Below are 25,525 nucleotides of genomic sequence, written 5' to 3'. Positions count from 1 at the left end.
GGGGCGCCGGTGTGCTCCGGCTCGGGACGCCGGGGCCTGCCCGGGGGATCAGGTCGCAGGAAAGCGACGGCGCCTCATGAGCAAAGGCGTGTCCGGTGCCGTCCGCGGCATGATCCGCCGGACCGACCCTAACCGGCGGCCGCCCGCTGGGCGGCTGCGGCGGCCGGTCCTCGGTGCAGGATCAGCATTCCGAGGCAGATGACCGCAGTCGTCGCCGCGAGCGTCCACCACAGGCCGGCCGGTGCGTGCGTCAGGAAGAAGGCCACCAGCACGGGGACAATGGCGAGCGACAGACCCACCAGGACCTGGTTGAACGCCTGGTACGCCCCCAGTTGCCGCCGCGGCGCCAGGGTGACCAGCAACACGGACAGCATCTGGGTGGAGACGATCTCACCGAACGTGTAGACGGCCATGCCGAGCACCAGCAGGGGCAGCAGGGCGCGGAGCGGCAGCCAGCCCGCGAAGCCCAGTACCCCCAGCAGGCCGGCGTGCAGGACGCTGCCCGCCGCGATGACCCGCAACGGCGCCCGGTTTCGCAGGCGGCTGCTGATCGGCAGTTGGAACAGCACCATGATCACGGTGTTCACCGCGAACAGGAACCCCACGATCCAGGCCGGCGTTCGCCGGTGGTCGACGAGGTACACCGGCAGCCCCGCCTCGGTGGCGACGATGACCGTGATGAGGAGGAAGTTGGCGACGGCGATCCGCAGGAACAGCGGATCGCGCCACGGACCACCGGAACCATTGGAACCACCGGCCTCCTTCCGGGCGGGGCGCACGGTCGGCAGGGGCAGGTAGAGAAGTGCCGCCAGCGCGAAACTGGCGGCGTTGAGCAGGCCGACCAGGACGAACCCGGAGCGGTCGCCGGTGGCGATCAGCGCCAGTCCGGCCAACAGGCCGCCGAAACCCATCCCCGCGTTGAAGGCCACCTTCGCCAGCGCCAGCCACCGCCCGACCTCTCCCTCGGGCGCGATCCCGGCCGCCAGCACCGGAACGGACACCTGCTCCGCCCGCTGGGCCACCGCAGCCAGGACGGCGAGGACGACGAAGGAGACGCTGTTGTGGACGAACGGGTAGGCGACGAACGCCACCGTCCGCGTCAGTGCGGCGGCGACCAGCACGCGCCTGGTGCCCCAACTGTCGACGCACCGCCCCACCCACTGGACGGCGGGCAGCGCCAGCAGCGTCGCCACCGTGAGGCCGGTGCCGACCGTGGTGAGCGAGAAGCCGGTCACCGCCAGGAAGAACAGTAACTGGTAGGGGTAGAAGAAGCCGGTTCCCACCGCGTTCACCAGGGCCGCGAGCCCGAACCAGCCGACCCCCGCGCCCCGGGGCAGTGTGGCCGCCCGGGGCGCCTTCGTCTCCCGCGGTGAACTCTCACTCGTCGCACCACCGGACTCCTCCGGAACGTTCATGACGGTCCCCCTCCTCGTCGACCGGCGAAATATCGCCATGACCATGTCAGAACAGGAAACTACGGCGCCCCGGCCGGGCTCAGGTGGGCATCAGAGCGCTGTCCTGCCGCAGAATCGCCTGGGCCAGCTTGCGCAGGCTGGGCCCCGGGTCGATGCCGAGTTCCTCGGCGAGGATCCGCCGCACGCGGCGGAAGACACCGAGCGCGTCCGCCTGGCGCCCCGACCGGTACAGGGCGAGCATCAAGTCGCGGTGCAGACTCTCACGCAGCGGGAACTGCTCGACGAGTTCGTACAGTTCCGGGATGACCTCGTCGTGCCGCCCGAGTCGCAGTTCCAGAGTGACCCGGAAGTGCACCGCGGCGATGTGCTCTTCCTCGAGTCGGATCAGGGCATTGTGCAACCCCTGATAGGTGATGTCCAGCAGCGCCGGACCGCGCCACAGCTCGTGCGCCGACCTCAGCAGCCGGACCGCCTCGTCGGGCCGGTGCCACCGGTCCATGTCCCTGGCGGCGGCGACCCTGGCGCGGTAGGTCGAGATGTCGACCGTGCATAACTCCCCGCTCAGCCGATATCCGGTGCTGCAGGACTGCAGGGCCCCGGTAGGACTCCCCGCGCCGGTCAGGGTACTGCGCAGCATCCATATGCCCGTCTGCACCTGGCCTGTTGCGGTCCGCGGCGGCCTGTCGTCCCATACGGCCCTGATCAGATGGTCCGTGGCCACGATCCGCCCTGGCTGCAGCGCCAGCGCGGCCAGGAGCCCGCGCTGCCTGCGGCCCGGAACCGTCACCGGCGCCCTGCCGACGCGCAGTTCCAGAGGACCGAGTATCCCGACCTGAACCGGTCTGGACGAACCGTCGCCCACCTGCACTCTCATGGTCATCCCCCTCAATACCCGACACGCGTAGATTCGTGGATTCACGGACCCTTGCGTAGGCAGTAGACGGATACGCGGAGGGGATGTCAATTGTGCCGCGAAGGGCACAGGGCTTCCCCCGATCCGCGTACGAGTGCATGCCCTGGCCCGCCCCCGGCGCCACGTCCGCGTCACCTGGCCGCCTCCCGACACCGCCGAGCTGGTCGCGCGCCAGAGACTGTCCGGCGCCCCCGACCTCATCCCGGTCACCCACGGGCACTTCGGCCACCTCCCGGACGTCCCGCCACTGCCGGCCCACGGCCGGACGCGGCCGTCCGGAGCCGCTGCTGGAGGTGCTCGGCGATCCGCCGGTCGTCCTGCCGAGCCGCCACGCCGGAATGGTCACCCCACTCGCCCGGTCCGCGGCGGGGGCTGCGGACGCCACCTGCCCGGTCGTCGGCGGTTTCGGCCCCGCACGAGGCCGGCGGCACCCGAACGTGGGTGATCAGCCCGGTCACCCTGCGGCGTGCACGTCGGCATGAGCGTCCGCTCCCCCGCCGCGGGCTCTCCTCTCACCGGGCTCTCCACCGGCTCTCCGCCCCGGCACGGCGCGCGACCCCCGACGCCGCCGGTGAACCGCGGAACGCTCGGGACAGCGGCGGAACGCCGCCCCGCCGGCTGTTGCGGGCACGGCACGAAGGCGCTTAGGTTCGCCGCGTTCTGACGTGTCCACGTCCCGGTGCTCACGGCGCCGGGCAGTTCCCGCGGCGGTCATATGCAGATCAGCACGCTCCGGAACGGCACCGCCCGCGGCGTGGGCCGAGACCGACTGCCCACCGGACTTCGCCGGTTGCTGCTCGCGCAGTCACTGAGCCAGGCGGGGTTCGTCGTCATGAACCTCGCCATGCCGCTCATCGCGGCGACCTCCCTGCGCGCGTCCCCATTCGGTGTGGGCCTGGTCTCCGCGTGCCAGACGACCGCCTTCCTCCTGATCGGGCTGCCCGTCGGGGTCTGGGTCGACCGGATGCGCAAGCGGCGGATCATGATCACGGCCGATCTCGTGCGGGCCGCGGCACTCGCACTGGTCCCGACCCTGTGGGCGCTGGACGCCCTCACGGTCACCGCACTGTGCGCGGTCGCGCTCGCGGTGGGCACCGCCACGGCCTTCTTCGACGTCGCCGAACAGAGCTACCTTCCGCACCTGGTGGGATCCGACCGGCTCGTCACCGCCAACGCGCGACTGGTCACCGTGGAGCAGACGGCGGCGGTCGCCGGCCCCGGGACCGCCGGACTCGTCGTGCAGGCGGTCACCGCGCCGCTGGCCATCGCAGTCACCGCCGTCTCGTACCTGGGCTCGGCGATCTGCCTGGGCCGCATCGCGGACCGCGGCGAGCCGACCGGGACGAAGAGCGGCGAGCCCCTGCACCGCGCGGTGGCCGAGGGCGTCCGCCATGTGTGGCGGCATCCGCTGATCCGCCCTCTCGTGGCCTGCTCCACGACGATGACCTTCTGCTGGAGCATGGGGTACGCCATGCTCGTGGTGCTGCTCGCCCAGGACCTGGCGGTGCCCGCCGCCACCATCGGACTGCTGTTCACCGCAGGCGGGGCGGGCGGACTCCTCGCCACCGCCGTCGTACGCCGCCTGATCGAACGGCTCGGCGACGGACGCGCCGTCGTACTGAGCGTGGCACTGGGCGGCCCCTGCACACTGCTCTCGGCGCTCGCCACCCCCGGACCGGGGCTGGCGCTGGTGGCGTGCGGCCAGTTCGCCTTCGCGGCGGGAGTGGTCGTCTACAACGTCGCCCAGGTCAGTTACCGCCAACGTTCCGTACCGCCACAACTGCTGGGCCGGGTCAACGCGACGGTGCGCTTCTTCGCCTGGGGCGCCAGACCGCTCGGCGTCATCACCGGGGGCGTCCTCGCGGAGTCCTTCGGGACCCGGACGGCCGTCTGGGCCGGAGCGGCCGGCACCGCCCTCTCGGGCGTGTGGCTGCTGTGCTCCCCACTGCGGTCCCTGCGCGTACTGCCCGGACCGGACGCGGTGCCGGAACCGGGCGTCCCCTGAGGCCGCCGACCAGGCGTCCCGTCCGCCGCCGGCCACCGCTCAGCCATCACCGCTCAGCCATCACCGCTCACCGTCACCGCTCGTCGAAGGAGACCCCGTGGACGGCGCCGAACCGGCCCCGACGCCCCTGATCTGGATCACCACACCCGACAACTACGACCCGCACGTTCAGGAGCAGCTGAAACGCGAAGGGGCGGAGCGCGTGGACCTGCTGCGCGCGGCCGGCTTCGACGTGCGCGTCGTCCACTCGTGCGACCTCGTCCCCGCCTGGAACGGCCGCCCGCGGCTCCTGCACGGCAGTGGTGACCTCCTCGCGGAGCGCGCCGGATTCATCGTCACGTCCTGGACATGGGATCCGGGCATCGCCCGCCACCTCGAGGCCGTCGTCCGGACCGTCCGCGCCTCGGACAGTGTCCTCCTGACGGACGGGACCATCGATCCCGACGGCCTCGGGACCGACAAACTGGCCATGTACCACCACGCGGCCTCGCTCGGTGCGACGGTCCTGCCCACGGTCAGCGTTCCCTTCGGACGCTACGCACGCCGGGCCCTCGACGCCGTCCGCTCCGAACTGCCGGAAGGTGCCTATGTGGTGAAGCCGCGTTCGATGGCCATGGGCTTCGGCGTACTCAAGGCCGAGACGCCCCAGCACCTCGCCGCCACGGTCGACCTGCTGGCACCCGCGGGCCTGGGCTGCCTGGTCCAGCCCCACCTGCCCAACACCGGCGACCTGCGGGTCTACGTCCACGAGGGGAAGGCCGTCGCGGCGCAGCTGCGGCGCCCCGGGGAACAGGCGTATCTGGCCAACATCAGTCAGGGCGGCAGCGGGTCCGCGTACGAGCCGCCGGAGGAGACCGCCGCGCTCAGCGAACTGCTGGCCCGCAGCCTCGATGCGGACTACCTGTGCGTGGACTGGCTGCTGGCCGGGGACCGTCCCGTGTTCAACGAGTGGATGACCGTCCTGGCCGGCTACAAGGACCTCGCCGGCGCCCCACGCCTGCGGGTCGAAGGAGCCCTCGTCGACCACATCCGGCGTCGGCTCGCCGCGGTATGAGCGGCCGCTTCGGAAGGCGGGGACGACTCCTGGGGCCGTCAGCGGTTACCCGGTGAGCTCCGCCCGCGTCGCGATCGTCGTGACGCGGGCGGAGTGCCGTGCGGGGACGGTCGCGGGGACGCGCTCCAGGACGCCGCCCGCGAACACGTCGTACAGCGGCAGCGTCTCGAGATGGACGTAACCGATGTGGCAGTCGCAGACGGCGAGCGGGCAGGCGCGGGGGCGCAGTGCGGCGCGGTAGGAGCCGTCGTAGAGGTTGCCGAGTTCGGCGCGCACGAAGTGGCAGCGGCGGACCGTGCCCTCGCCGTCGACCGAGATCACGGACTCGCCGGTCCGGCAGGGCAGTCCGGCGCTGGTGTGCGGGTGGCGGCTGTAGGGGAACAGCGGGTCGAGGGCGGTCCAGTCGTCCGCCTCGGCGTCCGTGTAGGTGTGTCCCTCGGCCGCGTTGACCCACAGGTAGACGTGTTCCGGCAGGTCGGCGCGCAGCCGGCGGGCGGCTTCCCGGTGCTCGGGCAGGCCGACGACGCCCACGCTGAAGCGGATGCCCCGGTCGGCCAGGTCACGGCACTTGGTGAGGAAGCGGTCGTAGGGGGTCTGGCCCGGGTGGTAGGTGCACCACAGGGCGAGGGTGCCGGGGTCGGCGCCGGCGAGCCAGTCGGTGCGGCAGCTGAGGTTGGTCTGGATGGCGACCCGGCGGATGTGCGGGAGGTGGGAGAGCTCGGCGAGCGTGCGCCGGTACCAGGAGCGGACCAGGCCCTCGCCCCACGGCGTGAAGAGGATCGAGAGCCGGTCGTCGCGCTGGGCCGTGGCCCACTGTGCGAAGCGTTCCAGCGCGGCGCGGTCGGCGCGGAGCTGGGCGGTGGAGTCGCGTCGCTTGGCGAACGGGCAGTAGGGGCAGTCGTAGTCGCAGGAGGCGAGCGGGCCCCGGTAGAGGAGGGTCAGGTCCATGACGGTCCGGTCACTTCCGCTCGTAGGCGGCCATGGCGGCGCGCACGGCCGGGGAGAACAACTCGGGGCCGAGGGCGTCGGAGTGGGCGAGACCCTCGGGGGTGAGCCGGAGCGTCGAGGGGTCGTCGGCCAGCCAGCCGCGGTCGGCGAAGCGTTCCAGTTCGGGGCCGAAGTCGTCGGCCGGCGTGCTGCCGAAGCGGCCCCGGTAGTCGTCGACGGGGAGGCCCGCGGCCTGCAGGAGCGACTGCAGGAGGTGGCGGCGGCGCGCCTCGCGGGCGTCCATGCGGAATCCGACCTCCGCACGGGCGAAGTCCTCCGTGGTGACGTAGTCGTCGATGATGCCGCGGATCTGGTGCATGTCGACGGCGTAGTCGAAGGAGTAGTGCAGGCCGGCCGTGTAGGAGCGGGCGCCGCAGCCGAGGCCGATCATGCCGTCGGTCTGGCAGGCGTGGTCGTCGGCGCCCTGGGGCGGCGCGTCGGGGCGTCGGAACATGCGCATGGACTGCTGGGTGTAGCCGTGCGCGAGCAGGTGGTCGCGGCCGGCCCGGTACAGCCGCAGCCGCTGCCCGTCCCAGGCGGGGTCGGGACCCGGCGCCTGGCTGCGCCGGTCGAGTCCGGTGAGGGGGCGCACGTACAGGGGGTAGAGGTAGAGCTCCTCGGGGTGCCAGGCGAGGGCCGCGTCCAGGGACTGGAGCCAGCTCTGTTCGGTCTGGCCGTCGATGCCGTAGATCAGGTCGATGTTCAGAACGGGGATGGCCGTGTCACGGATGCGGCCGAGGGCGGCCTCGACGTCGGCGCGGCGCTGTGGGCGTACGGCGGCCCGCGCCTCGGAGCCGACGAAGCTCTGGACGCCCAGGCTGAGCCGGGTGGTGCCGCGGTCGGCGAGGACGGCGAGCCGGTCGGCGGTGGCCGTGGCGGGCGAGGCCTCGACGGAGAGCGGGACCGCGCGCAGGCCGGCGCCCATGCGGTGCTCGGCGATGTCGCAGAGGCGCTCCAGCTCGGCGGCGGTGAGGAAGGTGGGGGTGCCACCGCCGAAGGCGGCCGTGGCGAAGCGGATCCCGTCCCCGAGCGCGTCGCGTACGGCGGCCGCCTGGCGTTCCAGGGCGTCCAGGTAGGCGCCGGTCAGGCCGTCGGGGGCGCCGATGCGGGTGAAGAGGTTGCAGAAGCCGCAGCGGACCTCGCAGAACGGTATGTGCAGATAGAGGGAGAGCGCGTCCTTCGGTTCGGCCGCCCACAGGTCCCTCAGCGGCGGGCGGTCCTCGAGGACGCGGTAGGCGGTCTTGTGGGGGTAGGCGTAGACGTAGTGCTGGTAGGGGCTGGTGAGCTGGGCTGTGGTCATCGGGCGGCCTCGGCGGGGTCGAGGAGGAAGTGGGCGTACGGCACGGTCCACACGGACTCGTGGCCGAGGCGGTGGCCGGTGTAGCCGTCCTCGCCGTAGGCGGTGCCGTGGTCGGAGCAGACGATCGCGAAGCAGCGGCGTCTGCTGCTCGCGGCCGTGAAGAGGCGGCCGATGTGCCGGTCGACGTACTCCAGGGCGGCGGCGTGCGTCGCACGGCTGTCGCCGGCCTCCCGGGTCGCGCCGGGCAGGTGGAACCAGTTGGGCTGGTGCAGGGCGGAGACGTTCACGAAGAGGAACAGTCGCTGTTCGGCGGGGAGTTCCTCGATGATCCGCTCGGCCCTGTCGACCTGGTTCTCGAAGGAGTGGGGTGAGGTGACGCCGAACTCCGGTGTCCAGTGGGACTCGTGGAAGAGGCCGGGCAGCACCGAGCCCAGCGGGCCCTGCTTGTTGAAGAAGCCCACTCCCCCGACACAGGCGGTGTGGTAGCCCTGCTTGGCGAGGCCGGAGACCAGATCGGGCGTGTCGTAGACGAAGGTGCCGTCGGCGGTGGTCTCGCTGCCGGCGAAGCTCGCCGCGAACAGGCGCGGATGCGGGCCGGGCGTGGCCGGGGTCGGCAGGAATCCGGCGAAGATCGCCTGGTGGGAGGCGTAGGTGAAGCTGCCCGGGGCGTGCCGCCGCTCCCACCGTCCGCCGGGCAGGTGGCGGGCCAGGTGGGGGATGCGGCCCGTCTCCGCGAGTTCGACGGCCACGTCGTAGCGCAGGGTGTCGAGGGTGACCAGGAGGATGTCGTGACTGCCGACGACATCCGCCATGTGGGGCATGTCGGGCTCAGGCATGAGGAGTTCCTGTTCTGTGGCGGTCGTTCAGTACGGCGTCCACCTGGGCGGCGTAGGTGTCCATGCCCTCGGCGCCGCTGCCGGGCAGTCCGGTGAGTCGGGGCAGCAGGTCACCGAAGGCGTTGACCTCTCCGACGGCGGCGCGGCGCCAGCCGACGGCCGGCAGCAGGTCGACGCCGACGCAGAGGGTGCGCGGGAAGCAGGCCGCGGCCCGCTCGCACACACCCAGCAGGTCGGCCCAGCGGGCTCCCGCCGCCTCGACGGCGTCCCGCGCCGCGTCGAGGTCGCCGCGGCTGCCGCCGAGGTGGAGGTTGGTCATGGGCGAGCGGCTGGTGCGCACGACGGCGTGGGTGGCACGGCCGGCCACCACCACGACCCTGAGGTCGGCGGCGCGGTTCCCCTGGGAGGCCTTGGGCAGCCAGCGTTCGAGGTGCAGGCCGTCCGGGGCGAGGGTGTCGACGATGGCCGCGATCTCGTGTTCGCGGTCGTGGCGGCGCACTCGGAGCGAGTTGTACAGGCGGCCGTCCGGGGCCAGTTCGACGGAGGTGGCGGCCCTGATCCGGCCACCGCCGCCCGACTCGACGGCCAGGACGCCCGAGGCGGACGAGCCGTGCGCGGGTTTCACGAACAGCCGGGGCATCCGGTGCTCGCGCATCAGCGCGCGGACGTCGTCCCAGCCGGTCACCGGCGCGCCCCGCGGCCCCGACGTCGGCGAAACCGGCACGGGGACCCCGGCGGCGTCGAGGACGCCGTGGCAGAGCCGCTTGTCGAACAGCACCCCGAGGTCGTCCGGGTCGTCGAGGCGGACGCCGCCGCGCAGGCCGCGCAGGGCGGCCGTGAAGCGGGTGTACCAGCGGGCCGAGCCCTCGACCCGGGTGGGGTCCTCGGCGTCCCGCAGCAGCCGGTCGACCTCCGGGTTCTCACCGGGGGAGTCGACGCGGACGATCTCGTCGGCGGCGAAGTCGGCTCCCCCGGTGCGCAGGACGTCCCGCCAGGCGACGACGCGCGGGCCGGGCAGGCCGGCCGCGCGCACCGCGTCGCGGAACAGGGCGACCCTGCGGTTCTCGGGGTTGCCGACCACGGCGAAGCGGGGGCCTGCCATGGGCGGAGAGCTCATTCGCCCACGGCGACGAAGCGCCACACCGTGCCGTCGTCCTCGTCGGTGTCCTCCTCGGCGTCGCCCCGGTCGAGGTCCACCTCGACGCCCTCGGTCTCCAGGGTCTTGCGGATGCGGTCCTGGAGGGGCTCGGTGAGGTAGTGGTGGTGCAGGTCGAGCTTCTTCAGGTGGGTCAGCGGCTGGCCGCCCAGCAGGGCGGTGGCGCCCTCGTCGGTGAGGATGCCCATGGAGAGGTCCAGCACCTCCAGGCGGGCGACGACGGGGGCGGCGGCGACGGCCGCCGCGACGGCGTCCTGCGTCTCGCTGTCGCGCAGGCCGAGATGGCGCAGGCTCGGCAGGCGGGCGCCGGACAGGATCGGCTCCAGGTCGGCGATCTCGCTGTCGCCGCCGTACTCGGAGATGCCGAGCCACAGATCGAGGTGCTCCAGGGCGGGCAGGTCGCTGGCGGCGATCCCGCGCACCACCTCGGCGCCCAGACCGCCGGTCTCGACGACGAGCCTGCGCAGCGCGGTGTGGCTGACCGCCTCGAGTTCCAGGCCCGTTCCACCGCGCACGCCGAACTCCTCGAGGTGCGGGAAGCCGGTGAGGAGCGGGGTGACGTCGGTCTGGGTGATCCAGGAGATCTCGCACTCCTCCCCCACCATGTCGCCCAGGAACAGGGCGCGCAGGGCGGGGAAGCGGTCCCGGGCGGCCAGCAGGGCCTCGATGATCGGGGTCGGGTCCTCCTCGTACGAGTCCTTCCAGGCGCCGACGATCAGGGCCCTGACGCGGGTGGTGTCGACGGCTGCGCAGAAGCGGGCGAACGCCTCGGTCCACTCCTCGTCGGCGTCGTACGTGTCGCTGGTGAGCCGCCAGGCGTGGGCCTCCGGGTCGGGCAGGTCGGTCGTGTCCTCGTCGGGGCCGGGGAAGTCGTAGGCGGGCAGCCGGTACAGGGTGTGCAGGTGGTCTCGGATTTGGCGGCTCATACGGCTGCTCCTGCGGAGAAAAGGTGCGGGGTCTGTGACTGTCGCAGTTCTACCAACCGGCACTGACAACGCCCGTCGGCGGGGGCCGCGTTCGGGACCGTTGTCGGTGGCGGGCCGTACGGTCGTGGGTGTGAGGCCGGTGCGAGGTGCACCCGGCGGTGAGGGGAGAGTCATGTACCGGCAGGGAGATGTGCTGATCGTGTCCGTGGCGGAAGAGGCGGTGCCGGCCCATGTGGGGCAGGCGCCGCGGGAGGCGCGGGACGGGCGGGGGCGGCTGGTGCTGGCGTCGGGCGAGGTCACCGGGCATGCCCACGCGGTCGTCGGACCGGGTGAGCTGGTGCGCGAGCCGGGTCCGTTCGGCCCGCTGCTGCTGCATCTGCCGCAGGGCGGCCGGGTGGTCCACGAGGAGCACGCGGCGATCTCGCTGCCGAAGGGCTGGTACCGGGTGATCCGGCAGCGGGAGTACGTGCCGGGGTCCGTGCGAATCGTGGCGGACTGAACAGAGTGTGAGGGACGGGGAGATGACGACGATGACGACGACGCGGACGCAGGCGGGCGGGGTTTCTCACGACACCGGTGTCCAGGCCTGGCGCGGGTGGGCCGCGGCGGCCGTGGCGGCCGACCGGGCCGCCGCGGAGGCGGGTGTGCGGCTGGCCTACCGGCAGGCCGGGCTGGCGGAGCCGGAGGTGGTGGTGTGGGCCGGTTCGCCGCGCGAGGCGGTGAAGCTGATCAAGGGGCTCGAGGACCCGGGTCCCAGTGTGCGTGAGGCGGTCCGCAGCGCCCCGTGGGCCCGCGAACGGCGGCGAATGCACGAGGAGTTGGGCGCGGCGGGCTGGGCGGCGCACTGGGCGGCGACCGGGGGCCGTCTGTGGGAGTCGACGCAGGCCCTGGTGAACCGGATCCGCACCGGCGTGGTGGAGGACCTGGTCGGCGAGGACACCGGCCAGGCGGCCACGGCGGTCCGGCTGACCCTTCTGGACGCCGTGCTGGGGCAGCACGACGCACCGTGGCTCGCGGCGTTCCCCACGGACGGCGGACCGCTCGAAGGGCTGGCGGCGGTGTGCCGCAGCGCCGGCTGGTGGTGGCCGTTCACGCGTGTGGCGGTGGTGTGCGAGCGTCCCGTCGCCCTGCACCGCGACGAGGCGGGCCGGCTGGACCGCGGCGACGGCCCGGCGCTCGCCTATCCGGACGGCTTCGCCCTCCACGCGTGGCGCGGGATGCCGGTACCGGCCGGCTTCCTGGCCGAGCTGCCGACGCTCGCCCCGGAGCGGATCCGTGCCGAGGAGAACGCCGAACTGCGCCGGGTCATGCTGGAGTACTACGGCTACGACCGCTATCTGGCGGACTCCGGGGCCCACCCCGTCCACCGGGACGAGACGGGCACGCTGTGGCGGATCGACCTGGCCGACGACGAGGCCGTCCTGATGGTGGAAGTCCTCAACTCCACCCCGGAGCCGGACGGGACGCGGCGCACCTACTGGCTGCGCGTGCCGCCGTCGACGCGTACGGCGCGGGAGGGCGTCGCGTGGACCTTCGGCCTGGGCGCCGAGGTGTACGCGCCCGTTCGGGAGACGTGAGGACGGGCTCCCGACGGCTCTCAGGCGCGGGCGGCGCGGGCCAGTACGTCGGTGACCTGTGCGCGGACGGCGTCCCGGCCCGCGGCGGGCAGGCTGCCCAGGTCGGTGCCCTCCAGGGCGTGCAGCACCTGTCCGGTGTCCGGGTCGTACGGCGTGCTCTCGCTGAGCACCTCGTACCCGTCGCGCACGGCGACCCGCACCCGGCCGGGGCCGTCGCCGTCGGTGTGCACCGCGGCGGCGACCACGAGGGGCGGCGGCCCGCCGGCCTCGCCGTCCAGTTTGCGGTAGCCGCTGGCCAGGGGGGTGCGCCAGCGCAGGGTCAGCAGTACCAGGCGCTTCGCCAGCAGTTCGGCCAGGTCGGTGTCGCGGACGCCGTCGGCGTCCAGGACGGTGGGCCGGGCGCCGAGGACGAGGGCCGCCGGGAGCAGACAGCGCAGAGTGCTGCCGACGATGTTGCCGCCGACGGTCGCCGCCCGGCGCACGGCGCCCGTGCCCACTCCGGAGGCGGCCCGGTGCAGCACCTCGGGCACGGTGGTGTCGACGCGGTGCAGGAGCACGGCCCCGCCGAGCTCCTCGGGGGCGACCGTGTTGGCCTCCGGCAGATTGCGCAGTGACACGGCCTGTTCGGGGAAGCCGTCGCGCAGCCACCCGGCCCACACCAGCGTGGCTCCGCCGATCGGTACCGCTCCCTCGGCCAGGCACCGCTGTGCTTCGGACATGGAGGAGGGAAGACGCAACTGCACGACAACCGACCTGCCTTCCCGGGTAGTTCGCGGGGAGGACCGTGGCAGACCGTGGCACTCACCCGCATGATCAATGGCAGAACGGATTCTGCCCAGGCACACGGGGGCGCATACAGGGCTCATGGCTGCATCGCGCAAGGTGAAATTGCGTTGCGGCCGGTCCGGCTCCACAGGACCCTTGGCGCATGTCCATCCTCGTGCGGCCCGCCGCCCTCGCCGACGCTGCGGCCGTCACGGCTCTGCTCAACGAGATCGACGCCATCGAGATCGGCCGGCCCGAGACGGATCTGCACACCGTGGAGAGCGATCTGAAGCATCCCGGCGCGGACCTGGACCGGGACTCCTGGCTGGCCTTCGAGGGCGACCGGCTGGTGGCGTACGGACTGCTGTGGGAGGACTCCGGCGGTGAGCGCGTCGACATCGACCACTACGTCCTGCCCGACCGGCAGGACGCGGGACAGCTGGTCCTGGCGGCGATGGAGGCGCGGGCGCTGGAGAAGGCGCGGGAGAACGGCGCCGGGCGAGCCGTGGTGCATCTTCATCTCAACGTGCGGCCCACCCTCGACACCTCGCTGATCCGGGCCCGCGGCTGGTCCGTGGTCCGGCGCTACCACGTCCTGCACCGCGCCCTGGACCGGGCGCGGGACCAGGTGCCGCCGTGGCCGCCGGGCGTGCGGCTGCGCTCCTGCACGACCGAGGCGGACCGGATCCGGGTCCACGAGCTGTACCAGGCCTCGTTCGCCGAGCACTTCGACTTCCAGCCCCGCGGCTACGAGCTGTGGCTGCACGACGTGGACGCCGAACGGCTGGACTGGTCGCTGGTGTGGATCGCCGCCACGGAGGAGTCCGGGGACGTCGGGTTCCTGATGGCCCGGGACGACCGGGAGGCGATGGGCTGGATCCGCAGCATCGGTGTGCTGCGCGAGGCCCGGGGACGCGGAGTCGCCGGGCTCCTGCTGCGGCACGCCTTCGCGGCCTTCGCCGCCCGGGGGCGGGACACCGTGGGGCTCGGCGTGGACACCTCCAACGACACCGGCGCGCCCGCGCTGTACGCGCGCCACGGGATGACCCTGCACTACGCGGTGGACACCTGGGAGGCCGTCCTGCGGTGACCGCGCAGGAGGCCGGTGCCTCGCGGCCGCGCGGGCACGACCGGCGGCATCATGCAGCCGGTTCACCGGCCGAGCCGGTGGACGGCCGCATGGCGGCCCGTCAGCCGCTCGATGACAGCCAGGGCATCGGGTCCGCGTAGTAACCGTCGTAGATCACCTCGAAGTGCAGGTGGGGGCCGGTGGACAGGCCGGTGGAGCCGACCTTTCCGACCGGGGCGCCGGTCTGCACGCTCTGTCCGACGGTGACCTCGATGGCGGACAGGTGGCTGTACGTCGTCTGCAGCCGCTTGCCCTCGATGGTGCCGTGGTCGATGACGACCCGGTTGCCGTAGGCCTTGGTCATGGCGGCGAAGACGACCGTGCCCGCGCGCGCCGCGGAGACCTGCGCCCCCTGTGGTGCGCCGAAGTCCACCCCGGTGTGGAGCTTGGTGACGCCGGTCAGCGGGTGCTTGCGGGAGCCGTAGGGCGACGTGACGGTGAGGACGGTGGTGGGCGGGGCCAGGATCGCGTCGGCCTGGGCGGTGCCGCCGCTCGGGTCCTCCTTGTCGAAGTCCGCGTACGTCGCGAACCGGGACTTCACCTCGCTGAGGTACGTCTTCGCGTCGGCGGGCACCTTGCCCGCCTTCGCCACCGCCTCCGTGCCGACCGCGTAGGCGGCGAGGGTGAGGTCCACCAGGTCCCCGTTGACGGTCCCGTCGGTTCTGAGATCGGTGACCTTCCGGGCCAGGGAGCAGTCCTGGCGGCCCAGCGCCATGATGGCGTCGGCCGGATCGTGCGGCGAGGAGCGCCCGTTGCCGTCGTCGTCCTTGCCCCAGGTCCGCCAGCCGGCGTCGGTGAAGGCGGCGATGCCCTGCTCGCCGGAGGTCGTGGCGCTGTCGTCGCTGAAGCCGGTGAGCTGGTCGATCTGGGCGGCGAGGACGGACGGGGTGACGACGGTGCAGGCCTGCGCGGACTTGCGCAGCCAGGGGCCGTAGGTCGCGTTGACTCCCCCGGCGGCGTCCTGTTCGGTGTTCCCCCCTGCGGTCCAGCCGTCCGGAAGTCCGCCGGTCAGGGCGATGCCCCCGGCCACGGCGGTGAGGGTGAGCACGCCGGGCAGGACCAGGAGGGTGAAGGGGCCCGGGCCGCGCCGACGGGGCCGTTGAGCGGGCGGTCGGGAAGTGCTTGCAGGCACTTGCGGAGGTGTCTCGACGGCTTGCTCGTCGCTCACGCGGCAGAGTCCTGACGGTCCGTCATCGACCGCTGCCGAAAAGTGCAGTTGTTCACGTGCGGACGATAGCGGGTGGCCCGCGGCACGTCACCGGACGCGAGGGCAGACCTGCTGCCCCCGCGGGCAACGACCGCGCCGGGGCCGTCGGTGGGGGTTGGTAGAAAGTACGCCGCACGGGCCGGGCGCACAGTACCGGCCGCCGTCTGCTCACGGAGGTACCCGCCCATGGCCTTCCCGCACATCAAGGAACTGCACGGTCTGCCGGTGTTCGTGTTCCCCCTGCCCGGGGAGGACGTCCCGGAGTTGCCGGAGCCGGAGTCCGTCGCCTGGAAACTCGTCCGGCGGGAGAGCGACCCGGAGGACTTCGACGAGTGCTGGGACCGTTTCCTGGACACCGTGGACCCGGCGCGGGTGCGGGCCCTGGTCCTCGGGGAGGGTGCCTACGGCAGCGAGCTGGACGTCGGCGATCCCGGGACCACGACCGAGTGGCTCGTCGCGGCCGCCGACCGGCTGACCGGTCTGCAGGCCTTGTATCTCGCCGATCTCACGTTCGAGGAGTGCGAGCTCTCCTGGATCGTCCAGGGCGATGTCAGCCCGATCCTCGAGGCCTACCCGCGGCTGCGGGAACTCGGTGTCCGCGGTTCCGGCGGCGGCTTCGACGGCGAGCCGGGGCTGCGGTTCACGCCACTGCGCCACGAGCACCTGCAGACGCTCCGTTTCGACACCGGCGGCCTGCCCGCCGAGGTGGTCCACGGCCTCGTCGCCTCCGACCTGCCGGCGCTGGAGCACCTCGACCTGTGGCTGGGCGAGGAGTACTACGGCCGCAGCACGTCGGTGGAGGACCTGGCACCGATCCTCGACGGCTCCCGGCTGCCCGCCCTGCGCCGGCTGGGCCTGCAGAACGCCGACAACCAGGACGAGGTGGCCGCCGCCGTCGCCTCCGCCCCGGTGGTGGCCCGGCTGACCGCCCTGCACCTGGGCCGCGGCACTCTCGGCGACGAAGGAGCGGAGGCCCTCCTGACGGGTCAGCCGCTGCTGCACCTGGAGGAGCTCGACCTGCACCACCACTTCCTCTCGGACGAGATGGCGGAGCGGGTGCGGCAGGCCCTGGAGCCGCACGGGGTGAAGGTCGACCTGTCCGGAAAGCCGGAGCCGGACGAGGATGACGAGGACGGCGACGGGCGGTACGTGGTCGCCGGCGAGTGACCGCCGGCGACCGTTCGACCGGGCTGCTCAGCCGACCTCGACGAGCAGGTCGCCGCCCTCCACCTGCTGGATGCGGTTGATGGCGAGCCTGCTGACGCGGCCGGCCTTCGGCGCGGTGATCGTCGCCTCCATCTTCATCGCCTCGATGGTGGCCACCGTGGCACCGGCGGCCACCTCGTCGCCCTCGGCTACCGCCAGGGTCACCACGCCCGCGAACGGGGCGGCGACATGGCCGGGGTTGGCGCGGTCGGCCTTCTCGGTCGCCGGGATGTCGGAGGCGGCCGCCTTGTCCCGGACCTGGATGGGCCGCAGCTGGCCGTTGAGGGTGGACATCACGGTGCGCAGCCCGCGTTCGTCCGCCTCGCCGACCGCCTGCAGTTCGATCAGCAGCCGGACGCCCGGCTCGAGGTCGACCGTGTACTCCTTGCCCGGGCGCAGGCCGTAGAAGAAGTCCTTGCTGTCGAGGACGCTCGTGTCGCCGTAGGCCTGGCGGTGGGTGTCGAAGTCGCGGGTCGGACCGGGGAACAGGAGCCGGTTGAGGGTGGTGCGGCGGGACTTCTCCAGTCCCTCTCGGTCCTCGGCGGTGAGGTCCTTGACCGGCTTGGCCTCGCCGCGGCCTTCGAGGGCCTTGGTGCGGAAGGGCTCCGGCCAGCCGCCGGGCGGGGTGCCCAGCTCACCGCGGAGGAAGCCGATGACGGAGTCGGGGATGTCGAAGCGGTTCGGGGCCGCCTCGAAGTCCTCGGGCGAGACACCGGCGCCGACCAGGTGCAGGGCGAGGTCGCCGACCACCTTGGAGGACGGGGTGACCTTCACCAGGTGGCCGAGCATACGGTCGGCGGCGGCGTACATCGCCTCGATGTCCTCGAAGCGGTCGCCGAGGCCGAGGGCGACGGCCTGGGTGCGCAGGTTGGAGAGCTGACCTCCGGGGATCTCGTGGTGGTAGACGCGCCCGGTCGGAGAGGCGAGGCCCGCCTCGAAGGGGGCGTAGATGCGGCGGACGCTCTCCCAGTACGGCTCGAGGTCGCCGACGGCCTGGAGGTCGAGGCCGGTGGGCCGCTCGGAGTGGTCGGTGGCGGCGACGATCGCGGACAGCGAGGGCTGCGAGGTCGTGCCGGCCATGGAGGCCACCGCGCCGTCCACCGCGTCCGCACCGGCCTGGACGGCGGCGAGGTAGGTGGCGAGCTGGCCGCCCGCGGTGTCGTGGGTGTGCAGGTGGACCGGGAGATCGAACTCGCGGCGCAGGGCGGAGACCAGCTTGGCGGCGGCGGGAGCACGCAGCAGGCCCGCCATGTCCTTGACGGCGAGGACGTGCGCGCCGGCCTCGACGATCTGCTCGGCCAGGCGCAGGTAGTAGTCGAGGGTGTAGAGACGCTCGTTCGGGTCGGACAGGTCCGAGGTGTAGCAGAGGGCGACCTCGGCGATCGCCGTGCCGGTCTCGCGGACGGCGTCGATTGCGGGGCGCATCTGGCCGACGTCGTTGAGGGCGTCGAAGATGCGGAAGATGTCGATGCCGGTGGCCGCGGCCTCCTGCACGAAGGCGTCCGTGACCTCCGTCGGGTACGGGGTGTAGCCGACGGTGTTGCGGCCGCGCAGCAGCATCTGGAGACAGATGTTGGGGACGGCCTCGCGCAGGGCGGCCAGCCGCTCCCAGGGGTCCTCGGCGAGGAACCGCAGGGCGACGTCGTAGGTCGCGCCGCCCCAGCACTCCAGGGACAGCAGGTTCGGCAGGGTCCGGGCGACCAGCGGGGCGGAGGCGAGGAGGTCCCTGGTGCGCACCCGGGTGGCGAGCAGGGACTGGTGGGCGTCGCGGAAGGTGGTGTCGGTGACGCCGATGGTCGGGGACTCGCGCAGCCAGCGGGCGAAGCCCTCGGGGCCGAGGTGGACCAGGCGCTGCCGGGTACCGGCGGGCGGCTCGCCTGCGGGCACCGGGGGCAGCTTGGTGGTCGGCTCGATCAGGTCGGGCCGCTCGCCGTGCGGCTTGTTGACGGTGACGTCGGCGAGGTAGGTGAGCAGCTTGGTGCCGCGGTCGGCGGAGGAGCGGGCGGTGAGCAGGTGCGGGCGCTGCTCGATGAACGAGGTGGTGACCCGCCCGGCCTGGAAGTCGGGGTCGTCCAGGACGGCCTGGAGGAAGGGGATGTTGGTGGCCACACCGCGGATGCGGAACTCGGCGACGGCACGGCGGGCGCGGCCGACCGCGGCCTGGAAGTCCCGGCCCCGGCAGGTCAGTTTGACCAGCATCGAGTCGAAGTGCGCGCTGATCTCGGTACCGGCGTGGGTGGTCCCGCCGTCGAGACGGATGCCGGAGCCGCCCGGGGAGCGGTAGGCGCTGATCCGACCGGTGTCGGGGCGGAAGCCGTTGGCGGGGTCCTCGGTGGTGATCCGGCACTGGAGGGCCGCGCCGCGCAGGGTGACCGTGTCCTGGGAGAGGCCGAGGTCGGCGAGGGTCTCGCCGGAGGCGATGCGCAGCTGGGCCTGGACCAGGTCGACGTCGGTGACCTCCTCGGTCACCGTGTGCTCGACCTGGATGCGCGGGTTCATCTCGATGAAGACGTGGTTGCCTGCGGGGTCGAGGAGGAACTCGACGGTGCCCGCGTTGCGGTAGCCGATCTCCCGGGCGAAGCGGACGGCGTCGGCGCAGATCCGCTCGCGCAGTTCGGGGTCCAGGTTGGGCGCGGGCGCCAGCTCGATGACCTTCTGGTGGCGGCGCTGGAGCGAGCAGTCGCGCTCGAAGAGGTGGATGACGTTGCCCTCGCCGTCGGCGAGGATCTGCACCTCGATGTGACGGGGGTCGACGACGGCCTTCTCCAGGAAGACGGTCGGATCGCCGAACGCGGACGCCGCTTCACGCGAGGCCGCCTCGATGGACTCGCGCAGCGCGGCCGGGTCCTCGACCCGGCGCATGCCGCGCCCGCCGCCGCCGGCGACGGCCTTCACGAACACCGGGAAGCCGATCTCCTCGGCGGCCCCGACCAGTTCGTCGATGTCGTTGGAGGGTGCCGACGAGCCGAGCACGGGAACGCCCGCCGCGCGAGCCGCCGCCACGGCACTCGCCTTGTTGCCCGTGAGTTCGAGGGTGCGGGCGTCGGGGCCCACGAAGGTGATGCCGGCCTCCTCGCAGGCGCGCGCGAGTTCGGGGTTCTCGGAGAGGAACCCGTAGCCCGGGTAGACCGCGTCGGCGCCCGCCCGGCGCGCGGCGGCGACGATCTCCTCCACGGAGAGGTAGGCGCGTACGGGGTGGCCCGGTTCGCCGATCTCGTACGCCTCGTCGGCTTTCAGCCGGTGCAGCGAGTTGCGGTCCTCGTGCGGGAAGACGGCGACCGTGCGCGCGCCCAGCTCATAGCCGGCGCGGAACGCACGGATCGCGATCTCGCCGCGGTTGGCGACCAGCACCTTGCGGAACATCCTGGACCCTTTCAGCCTGACGATGACGGGTCCCATGGTGTCGGTGAGCGACCCTCTTGACCATATGAGCCGGGCCACTCATCGCATGTCTCGCTCGATCGGCTGGCGTTCGGGCGGAGTTCTCAGGGGTCGACCATGACCGTGGCTGCCGACATACACCCGGGGGCTCGGGCTCGGCGAGGATGCCCAGGCCGACCAGGCGTTCGAGCTCGGCGTGCATGCCGTCGATCGTCTGCGGCGCGCGGCCGAGGTCCGGTTCCTGGCACGCCTCGCGGGCGCGGTCACCAGCCGCCGTGCGCCGGCCGGCCGCCGTCGAATGCCACGAAGGGGTCGGGTGGCCGGACCAGGTGTGTGGTGGGCGCTGACCTCCTGGCTTTCAACTCGGGTGTGAACAGGGCCTCTTGACCGCCGAGGAAATTCGTTCGACCCGTCGGACATTGTTCGAGAACTCTTGACGCGGCCATGTACACCGTTTGACACTCTCGCAACATCTCGTCACACGGTTGAAACGGCGGTCCCCCCATGAAGCACAGACATCGCCCCCACGGCCGCGCGAGACGCGGAGCGGGCGGACTCGCCGCACTGACAGCCGTGTCCCTGCTCCTCGGGCCGGCCGTGGCGGCGACTCCCGCCCAGGCGGCCGAGGTCACCGACGTCAGCGACGGACTTGCCCTCTGGTACAAGCTCGACGGCGCGTCCGGCACGACCGTCGCCGACGCCTCCGGCCACGGTCTGGACGGCACCGTCAACGGCACCGCCGACTGGTCGACGTCCGGTCAGGGGCTCGCCTTCAACGGCTCGGACACCTATGTCAAGGTGCCGGACGACGTGATGAAGGGCATGACCTCGATCAGCGTCGCGATGGACGTGAAGATCGACGCCGCGCAGACCACGCCGTACTTCCTGTACGGGTTCGGCAACACCAGTGGCAGCAACGGCAACGGCTACCTGTTCGCCACGGGCAACTCCCTGCGCACCTCGATCGCGACCGGCAACTGGTCAACGGAACAGACGACCAGGCCCGCCGACTCCCGCAACCTGACCCGCTCGGTGTGGAAGCACGTCGCCTACACCCAGACCGGCAACACCGGCGTGCTGTACGAGGACGGTGTCGAGGTCGCCCGCAACACCTCGGTGACCATCGCCCCCGGCGACATCGGCTCGGGCACCACCACCGCCGACTACCTGGGCAGGTCCCTCTATTCGGGCGACAAACTGTTCAAGGGCAGCATGCGCGACTTCCGTGTGTACGACCGCGCGCTCGACGCCGACGAGGTCGAGCAGCTCGCGCTGCCCGTCGCCACGCAGGGCGTCGCGGACGACGAGGCGGCTCTCACCCTGGGCGACACGAGCGCCGTCACCGACGACCTGGACCTGCCGAAGACCGGCACGGCCGGCGGCTCCACGATCACTTGGACCAGCGACGACACCGAGGTGGTGACCGACGCCGGCAAGGTGACCCGCCCCGCCGCCGGCGAGCCCGACGGCCACGCCACGCTCACGGCGACCCTGAAGAAGGGCACCGTCACCGCGACCAGGACCTTCGACGTCACGGTCCTCGCCGCCTTCGACGACGAGACCGCCACCGAGCAGGCCGCCGCGTCCCTCACCGTCCACAACCTGGACGACGTACGCGGCAATCTCGCCCTCCCCGCGACCGGCGCCTACGGCACGGACGTCACCTGGTCGTCCGCGCGGCCGGACGTGGTCTCCGCCGACGGAGTGGTCCACCGCCCCGCGCACGGCACCGGCGCCACCACGGCCGAACTGACCGCCACGGTCACCAAGGGCGAAGCGAAGGCGACCCGCGTGTTCACCGCGAAGGTCCCCGAACTCCCCGCGAAGGAAGCCCTCAAGGGCTACATGTTCAGCTACTTCACCGGCGAGGGCACGTCGAACGGCGAACAGCTCTACGCCGCGCTCAGCAAGGGGAACGACCCGCTGAACTGGCGGGAGCTGAACGACGGCGAGCCCGTCCTGACCTCCACGCTCGGTGAGCAGGGCCTGCGCGACCCGTTCATCATCCGCTCCCCCGAGGGCGACAAGTTCTACCAGATCGCCACCGACCTCAGGATCTACGGAAACGGCGACTGGGACGCCGCCCAGCGCGCCGGCAGCAAGTCCATCATGGTCTGGGAGTCCACCGACCTCGTCCACTGGACGGACCAGCGCCTGGTGCGGGTCTCCCCCGACAGCGCCGGCAACACCTGGGCGCCGGAGGCGTACTACGACACCGAGCTCGGCGAGTACGTGGTCTTCTGGGCGTCGAAGCTGTACGACAACGAGGCGCACTCCGGCGACACCTACAACCGGATGATGTACGCCACGACCCGGGACTTCTACACCTTCAGCGAGCCGAAGGTCTGGGTCGACCGCGGCTACTCGGTCATCGACTCCACGGTCGTCCAGCACGACGGCACCTACTTCCGCCTCTCGAAGGACGAGCGCAACAACACCTCCTCCACGCCCAACAGCAAGTTCATCTTCGAGGAGAAGAGCGACTCGCTGCGCAACCTCTCCTGGGACGCGGTCGCCGAGGGCATCGGCAAGGGCACGATGACCGCGGCCGAGGGCCCGCTGGTGTTCAAGTCGAACACCGAGGACAAGTGGTACGCGTTCCTCGACGAGTTCGGCGGGCGCGGCTACATCCCGTTCGAGACGACGGACCTCGCCTCCGGGAACTGGACTCCGGTCGCCGACTACGACCTGCCGTCGCGCCCCCGCCACGGCACGGTCCTGCCGGTCACCCAGGCCGAGTACGACCGGCTGCTGCGCGCCTACCAGCCGGACCAGCTCGTCGAGAGCGTCGAGGACGTGGCGGTGAAGACCCGGATCGGCGAGGCACCGGTGCTGCCCGCGACCGTGATCGCCGAGTACGCCGACGGCGTCAGGCGTCCGGTGGCGGTGACCTGGGAGGCCGTCCCGGAGTCGGCGTACGCGCAGGCCGGCACCTTCACGGTCACCGGGAGCCTGCCCGACGGCGCCGCGCTCCCCGTCCGGGCCCGGGTGTCGGTCTCCGAGGAGGGCGCCGACGTGCCCGCCGACCTGCTGCTGCACTACGGCTTCGACGAGACGTCCGGCAACATCGCGGTCGACTCCAGCGGGCACGGCTACCACGGCACGTACGTCCGTACGCCCGCCTTCGGCACCGGCGTGGACGGCGGCTCGTTCAGCATGTCCGGCGCGAGCGACTCGCCGTACGTGAAGATCCCGAACGGCGTGCTGAAGAACGCCGACAGCGTCACCGTGTCGACGTACGCGAAGTGGAAGGGCGGCAGCAGCTGGCAGTGGCTGTTCGGGCTCGGCCCCGACAGCGACAAGTACCTCTTCGCCAGCCCCTCCAACGGCTCCTCGAAGCTCTACTCGGCCATCACCAAGGCGAGTTGGTCGGCGGAGTCGAAGCTGACCGCGGGCTCGCAGCTCACCGCGGGCGAGTGGCGGCACGTGACGGTCACCCTGGACGGCCCGACCGGCACGATGGTCCTGTACGTGGACGGCGTCGAGGCGGCCCGGGCGACCGGCGTCACCATCAAGCCAGCCGAGCTGTACGACGCCGGCAAGGACTACAGCGGCTACATCGGCCGCTCCCTGTACTCGGCCGACCCCTACTTCGGCGGCGAGGTCGACGATTTCCGGATCTACGACCGCGCGCTCACGGCGGCCGAGGTGATGGAGCTCAGCGGCAACACGGCGGGCATCGCCCGGGCGACCGCCTCCTCGCTGAAGGTCGACGCGATCGTCGACGACGCGAACAGCCGCATCACGCTGCCCTTCAAGGAGGGCACCGATCTCACCGCACTGGCCCCGGAGTTCACCCTCGCCCACGGCGCGGCGATCAGCCCCGCCTCCGGCAGCGTGCAGGACTTCAGCGAGCCGGTGACATACGAGGTGACGGGCTCCGACGGCAGGAAGCGCACCTGGACGGTCTCGGCGCTCATCATGAAGAGCCCGGTACTGCCGGGGCTCAACGCCGACCCGAACATCGTCCGCTTCGGCGACACCTTCTACATGTACCCGACCACCGACGGCTTCGAGGGCTGGAGCGGTACGCAGTTCAAGGCGTACTCGTCGACCGACCTGGTGCACTGGACGGACCACGGCGTCATCCTCGACCTGGGTCCCGACGTGAGCTGGGCGGACAGCAGGGCCTGGGCGCCCACGATGGCCGAGAAGGACGGCAAGTACTACTTCTACTTCTGCGCCGACGCGAACATCGGCGTGGCGGTCTCGGACTCCCCGACCGGCCCGTTCAAGGACGCGCTCGGGCAACCGCTGCTGAAGGCGGGCCAGTTGAGCGGCCAGATGATCGACCCGGCGGTCTTCACGGATGACGACGGCCAGTCGTACCTGTACTGGGGCAACGGCCACGCCTATGTCGTGCCGCTGAACGACGACATGGTCTCCTTCGACTCCTCGAAGATCACCGACATCACCCCGAGCGGCTACAACGAGGGCACGTTCGTGGTGAAGCGCAAGGGCACCTACTACTTCATGTGGTCGGAGAACGACACCCGGGACGCGGACTACCGCGTCGCCTACGCCACCGGCCCCTCCCCCACCGGCCCGTGGACCAAGCGGGGCGTGATCCTCGAGAAGGACCCCTCGCTGGGCATCCTGGGCACCGGCCACCACTCGGTCGTCCAGGTGCCGGGCACGGACGACTGGTACATCGCCTACCACCGCTTCGCCATCCCCGGCGGTGACGGCACCCACCGTGAGACCACCGTCGACAAGCTGGAGTTCGACGCCGAAGGCCTGATCAAGAAGGTCGTGCCCACGCTCACGAGCATCGACCCGGTCACGATCGTCCACGCCGGACCGGACGCCGAGGGCGTGGAGGGCGGCACGATCGCGCTGAACGGCACGGTCTCCGGCGCGGGCGGCGCACGCTGGTCGGTGGAACAGGGCGCGCCCTGCACGGTCGCCGACCCGGCCGCCGCCCGTACGACGCTCACCTGCACCGACGACGGCACGTTCACCGTCACGCTGACGGGCGGCCGCAGCACCGACACGGCCCTGGTGACGGTGACGAACGCGGCCCCGGCGATCACCTCCGCCACCGGCCCGGCGGACCCGGTACCGGCCGGCCGCCGAACGGCCGTCACCGCCGGGTTCGACGACCCGGGCACCGGCGACACCCACACCTGCACGGTCGACTGGAAGGACGGCGGCAAGCCTGCCGTCGGCAAGGTCACCGCGTCCGGCTGCCGCGCCGAGCACACCTACACCTCGGCGGGCATCCACCGCCCGGTCGTCACCGTCACCGACGACGACGGCGCCTCGGACAGCACGACGCTTCCCGAGCTGATCGTGTACGACCGGCAGGCCGGACCGGTCCTGGGCGCGGGGACCGTCGGCAAGGCGTTCTTCTCCGTCTCCGTCGGTTACCTGCCTGCGGCGACCGCCCCGTCCGGTCTGCTGACCTTCGATCTCGGTCAGCCGCGGCTGAAGTTCCGCTCCACGGGCTTCGACTGGCTGGTCGTCTCCGGCTCCCAGGCCGTCCTTCAGGGCTCGGGCACGGTCGACGGCAAGCGCGGCTACGCCTTCCGCGTCACCGCGACGGACAACCCGGACACCTTCTTCCTCAGGATCTGGAAGAAGTCCGACGGGGAGGTGATCCACGACGGTGGAGCCGGGGCCAAGGTCAACGGCCTCCTGACGATCGGCGCCCACCGCCGGTAGACAA

Annotated in this window: 17 protein-coding genes; 7 read left to right on the top strand and 10 right to left on the bottom strand. The window is 72.0% G+C overall.

Translation table 11 applies throughout. The features are described from left to right. Positions 1 to 128: 128 nt before the first annotated feature. Both ABT057_RS32270 and ABT057_RS32265 read right to left on the bottom strand, forming a co-directional pair. The gene (locus ABT057_RS32270; protein ID WP_352347181.1) at positions 129 to 1,415 is read right to left on the bottom strand and encodes an MFS transporter; all 1,287 of its coding nucleotides are present in this window, start codon (positions 1,413 to 1,415) and stop codon (positions 129 to 131) included. A gap of 79 nt (positions 1,416 to 1,494) precedes the next feature. Next, positions 1,495 to 2,289 carry an AfsR/SARP family transcriptional regulator gene (locus ABT057_RS32265; protein ID WP_352347180.1) on the bottom strand — a complete coding sequence of 265 codons (795 nt, stop codon included), beginning with the start codon at positions 2,287 to 2,289 and terminating at the stop codon, positions 1,495 to 1,497. Between the two features lie 793 nt (positions 2,290 to 3,082). Here ABT057_RS32265 and ABT057_RS32260 point away from each other — a divergent pair. Together ABT057_RS32260 and ABT057_RS32255 are read left to right on the top strand one after the other, a co-directional pair. Next, the gene (locus ABT057_RS32260) at positions 3,083 to 4,333 is read left to right on the top strand and encodes an MFS transporter (RefSeq protein ID WP_352347179.1); all 1,251 of its coding nucleotides are present in this window, start codon (positions 3,083 to 3,085) and stop codon (positions 4,331 to 4,333) included. Between the two features lie 97 nt (positions 4,334 to 4,430). Then, positions 4,431 to 5,387: an ATP-grasp domain-containing protein gene (locus ABT057_RS32255; protein WP_352347178.1), complete on the top strand. Its 957-nt coding sequence runs from the start codon at positions 4,431 to 4,433 to the stop codon at positions 5,385 to 5,387. A 45-nt stretch (positions 5,388 to 5,432) separates the two neighbouring features. Here the strand turns inward: ABT057_RS32255 and ABT057_RS32250 are convergent, their stop codons facing one another. The 5 genes from ABT057_RS32250 to ABT057_RS32230 are packed head-to-tail and all read right to left on the bottom strand — an operon-like array spanning position 5,433 to position 10,592. Continuing rightward, a complete protein-coding gene (locus ABT057_RS32250; protein WP_352347177.1) occupies positions 5,433 to 6,335 on the bottom strand; it encodes an STM4011 family radical SAM protein in 903 nt (300 codons plus the stop codon). 10 nt (positions 6,336 to 6,345) lie between these two features. Beyond that, positions 6,346 to 7,674: an STM4012 family radical SAM protein gene (locus ABT057_RS32245; protein WP_352347176.1), complete on the bottom strand. Its 1,329-nt coding sequence runs from the start codon at positions 7,672 to 7,674 to the stop codon at positions 6,346 to 6,348. Continuing rightward, complete coding sequence (locus ABT057_RS32240; RefSeq protein WP_352347215.1) at positions 7,671 to 8,486, bottom strand: STM4013/SEN3800 family hydrolase; 816 nt, start codon at positions 8,484 to 8,486, stop codon at positions 7,671 to 7,673. The genes ABT057_RS32245 and ABT057_RS32240 overlap by 4 nt, the downstream gene beginning before the upstream one ends. 16 nt (positions 8,487 to 8,502) lie before the next feature. Further along, positions 8,503 to 9,612, bottom strand: a complete 1,110-nt coding sequence (locus tag ABT057_RS32235) for an STM4014 family protein (protein WP_352347175.1) — start codon at positions 9,610 to 9,612, stop codon at positions 8,503 to 8,505. Positions 9,613 to 9,623: 11 nt separating this feature from the next. Next, complete coding sequence (locus ABT057_RS32230) at positions 9,624 to 10,592, bottom strand: STM4015 family protein (RefSeq protein ID WP_352347174.1); 969 nt, start codon at positions 10,590 to 10,592, stop codon at positions 9,624 to 9,626. A 172-nt stretch (positions 10,593 to 10,764) separates the two neighbouring features. Here ABT057_RS32230 and ABT057_RS32225 point away from each other — a divergent pair, with 172 nt between their 5' ends. Further along, the gene (locus tag ABT057_RS32225; protein ID WP_352347173.1) at positions 10,765 to 11,091 is read left to right on the top strand and encodes a DUF8820 family protein; all 327 of its coding nucleotides are present in this window, start codon (positions 10,765 to 10,767) and stop codon (positions 11,089 to 11,091) included. A gap of 31 nt (positions 11,092 to 11,122) precedes the next feature. After that, entirely contained in the window at positions 11,123 to 12,169 is a 1,047-nt protein-coding gene (locus ABT057_RS32220) for a DUF6745 domain-containing protein (RefSeq protein WP_352347172.1), read from the top strand. 20 nt (positions 12,170 to 12,189) lie between these two features. Here ABT057_RS32220 and ABT057_RS32215 read toward each other — a convergent pair whose 3' ends face one another. After that, positions 12,190 to 12,888, bottom strand: a complete 699-nt coding sequence (locus ABT057_RS32215; RefSeq protein ID WP_502974002.1) for an FAD binding domain-containing protein — start codon at positions 12,886 to 12,888, stop codon at positions 12,190 to 12,192. Between the two features lie 209 nt (positions 12,889 to 13,097). On the opposite strand from ABT057_RS32215, the gene ABT057_RS32210 reads away from it, so the two are divergent. After that, complete coding sequence (locus ABT057_RS32210; RefSeq protein WP_352347170.1) at positions 13,098 to 14,024, top strand: GNAT family N-acetyltransferase; 927 nt, start codon at positions 13,098 to 13,100, stop codon at positions 14,022 to 14,024. 100 nt (positions 14,025 to 14,124) lie between these two features. Here ABT057_RS32210 and ABT057_RS32205 read toward each other — a convergent pair whose 3' ends face one another. Further along, positions 14,125 to 15,231 carry a M23 family metallopeptidase gene (locus ABT057_RS32205; protein WP_502974001.1) on the bottom strand — a complete coding sequence of 369 codons (1,107 nt, stop codon included), beginning with the start codon at positions 15,229 to 15,231 and terminating at the stop codon, positions 14,125 to 14,127. 225 nt (positions 15,232 to 15,456) lie between these two features. On the opposite strand from ABT057_RS32205, the gene ABT057_RS32200 reads away from it, so the two are divergent. Then, positions 15,457 to 16,437 carry an STM4015 family protein gene (locus tag ABT057_RS32200; RefSeq protein ID WP_352347168.1) on the top strand — a complete coding sequence of 327 codons (981 nt, stop codon included), beginning with the start codon at positions 15,457 to 15,459 and terminating at the stop codon, positions 16,435 to 16,437. A 27-nt stretch (positions 16,438 to 16,464) separates the two neighbouring features. Here the strand turns inward: ABT057_RS32200 and ABT057_RS32195 are convergent, their stop codons facing one another. After that, positions 16,465 to 19,839, bottom strand: coding sequence for a pyruvate carboxylase (locus ABT057_RS32195; RefSeq protein ID WP_352347167.1), 3,375 nt, complete (start codon positions 19,837 to 19,839; stop codon positions 16,465 to 16,467). A 522-nt stretch (positions 19,840 to 20,361) separates the two neighbouring features. Here ABT057_RS32195 and ABT057_RS32190 point away from each other — a divergent pair. Beyond that, positions 20,362 to 25,521, top strand: coding sequence for a family 43 glycosylhydrolase (locus tag ABT057_RS32190; RefSeq protein WP_352347166.1), 5,160 nt, complete (start codon positions 20,362 to 20,364; stop codon positions 25,519 to 25,521). Positions 25,522 to 25,525 lie beyond the last annotated feature (4 nt).

This window comes from Streptomyces sp. NPDC002588 (genome assembly GCF_040295925.1).
Lineage (GTDB): Bacteria > Actinomycetota > Actinomycetes > Streptomycetales > Streptomycetaceae > Streptomyces.
Note: the sequence above shows the minus strand (reverse complement) of the source record. Positions and strands in the feature narration are given on the sequence as shown.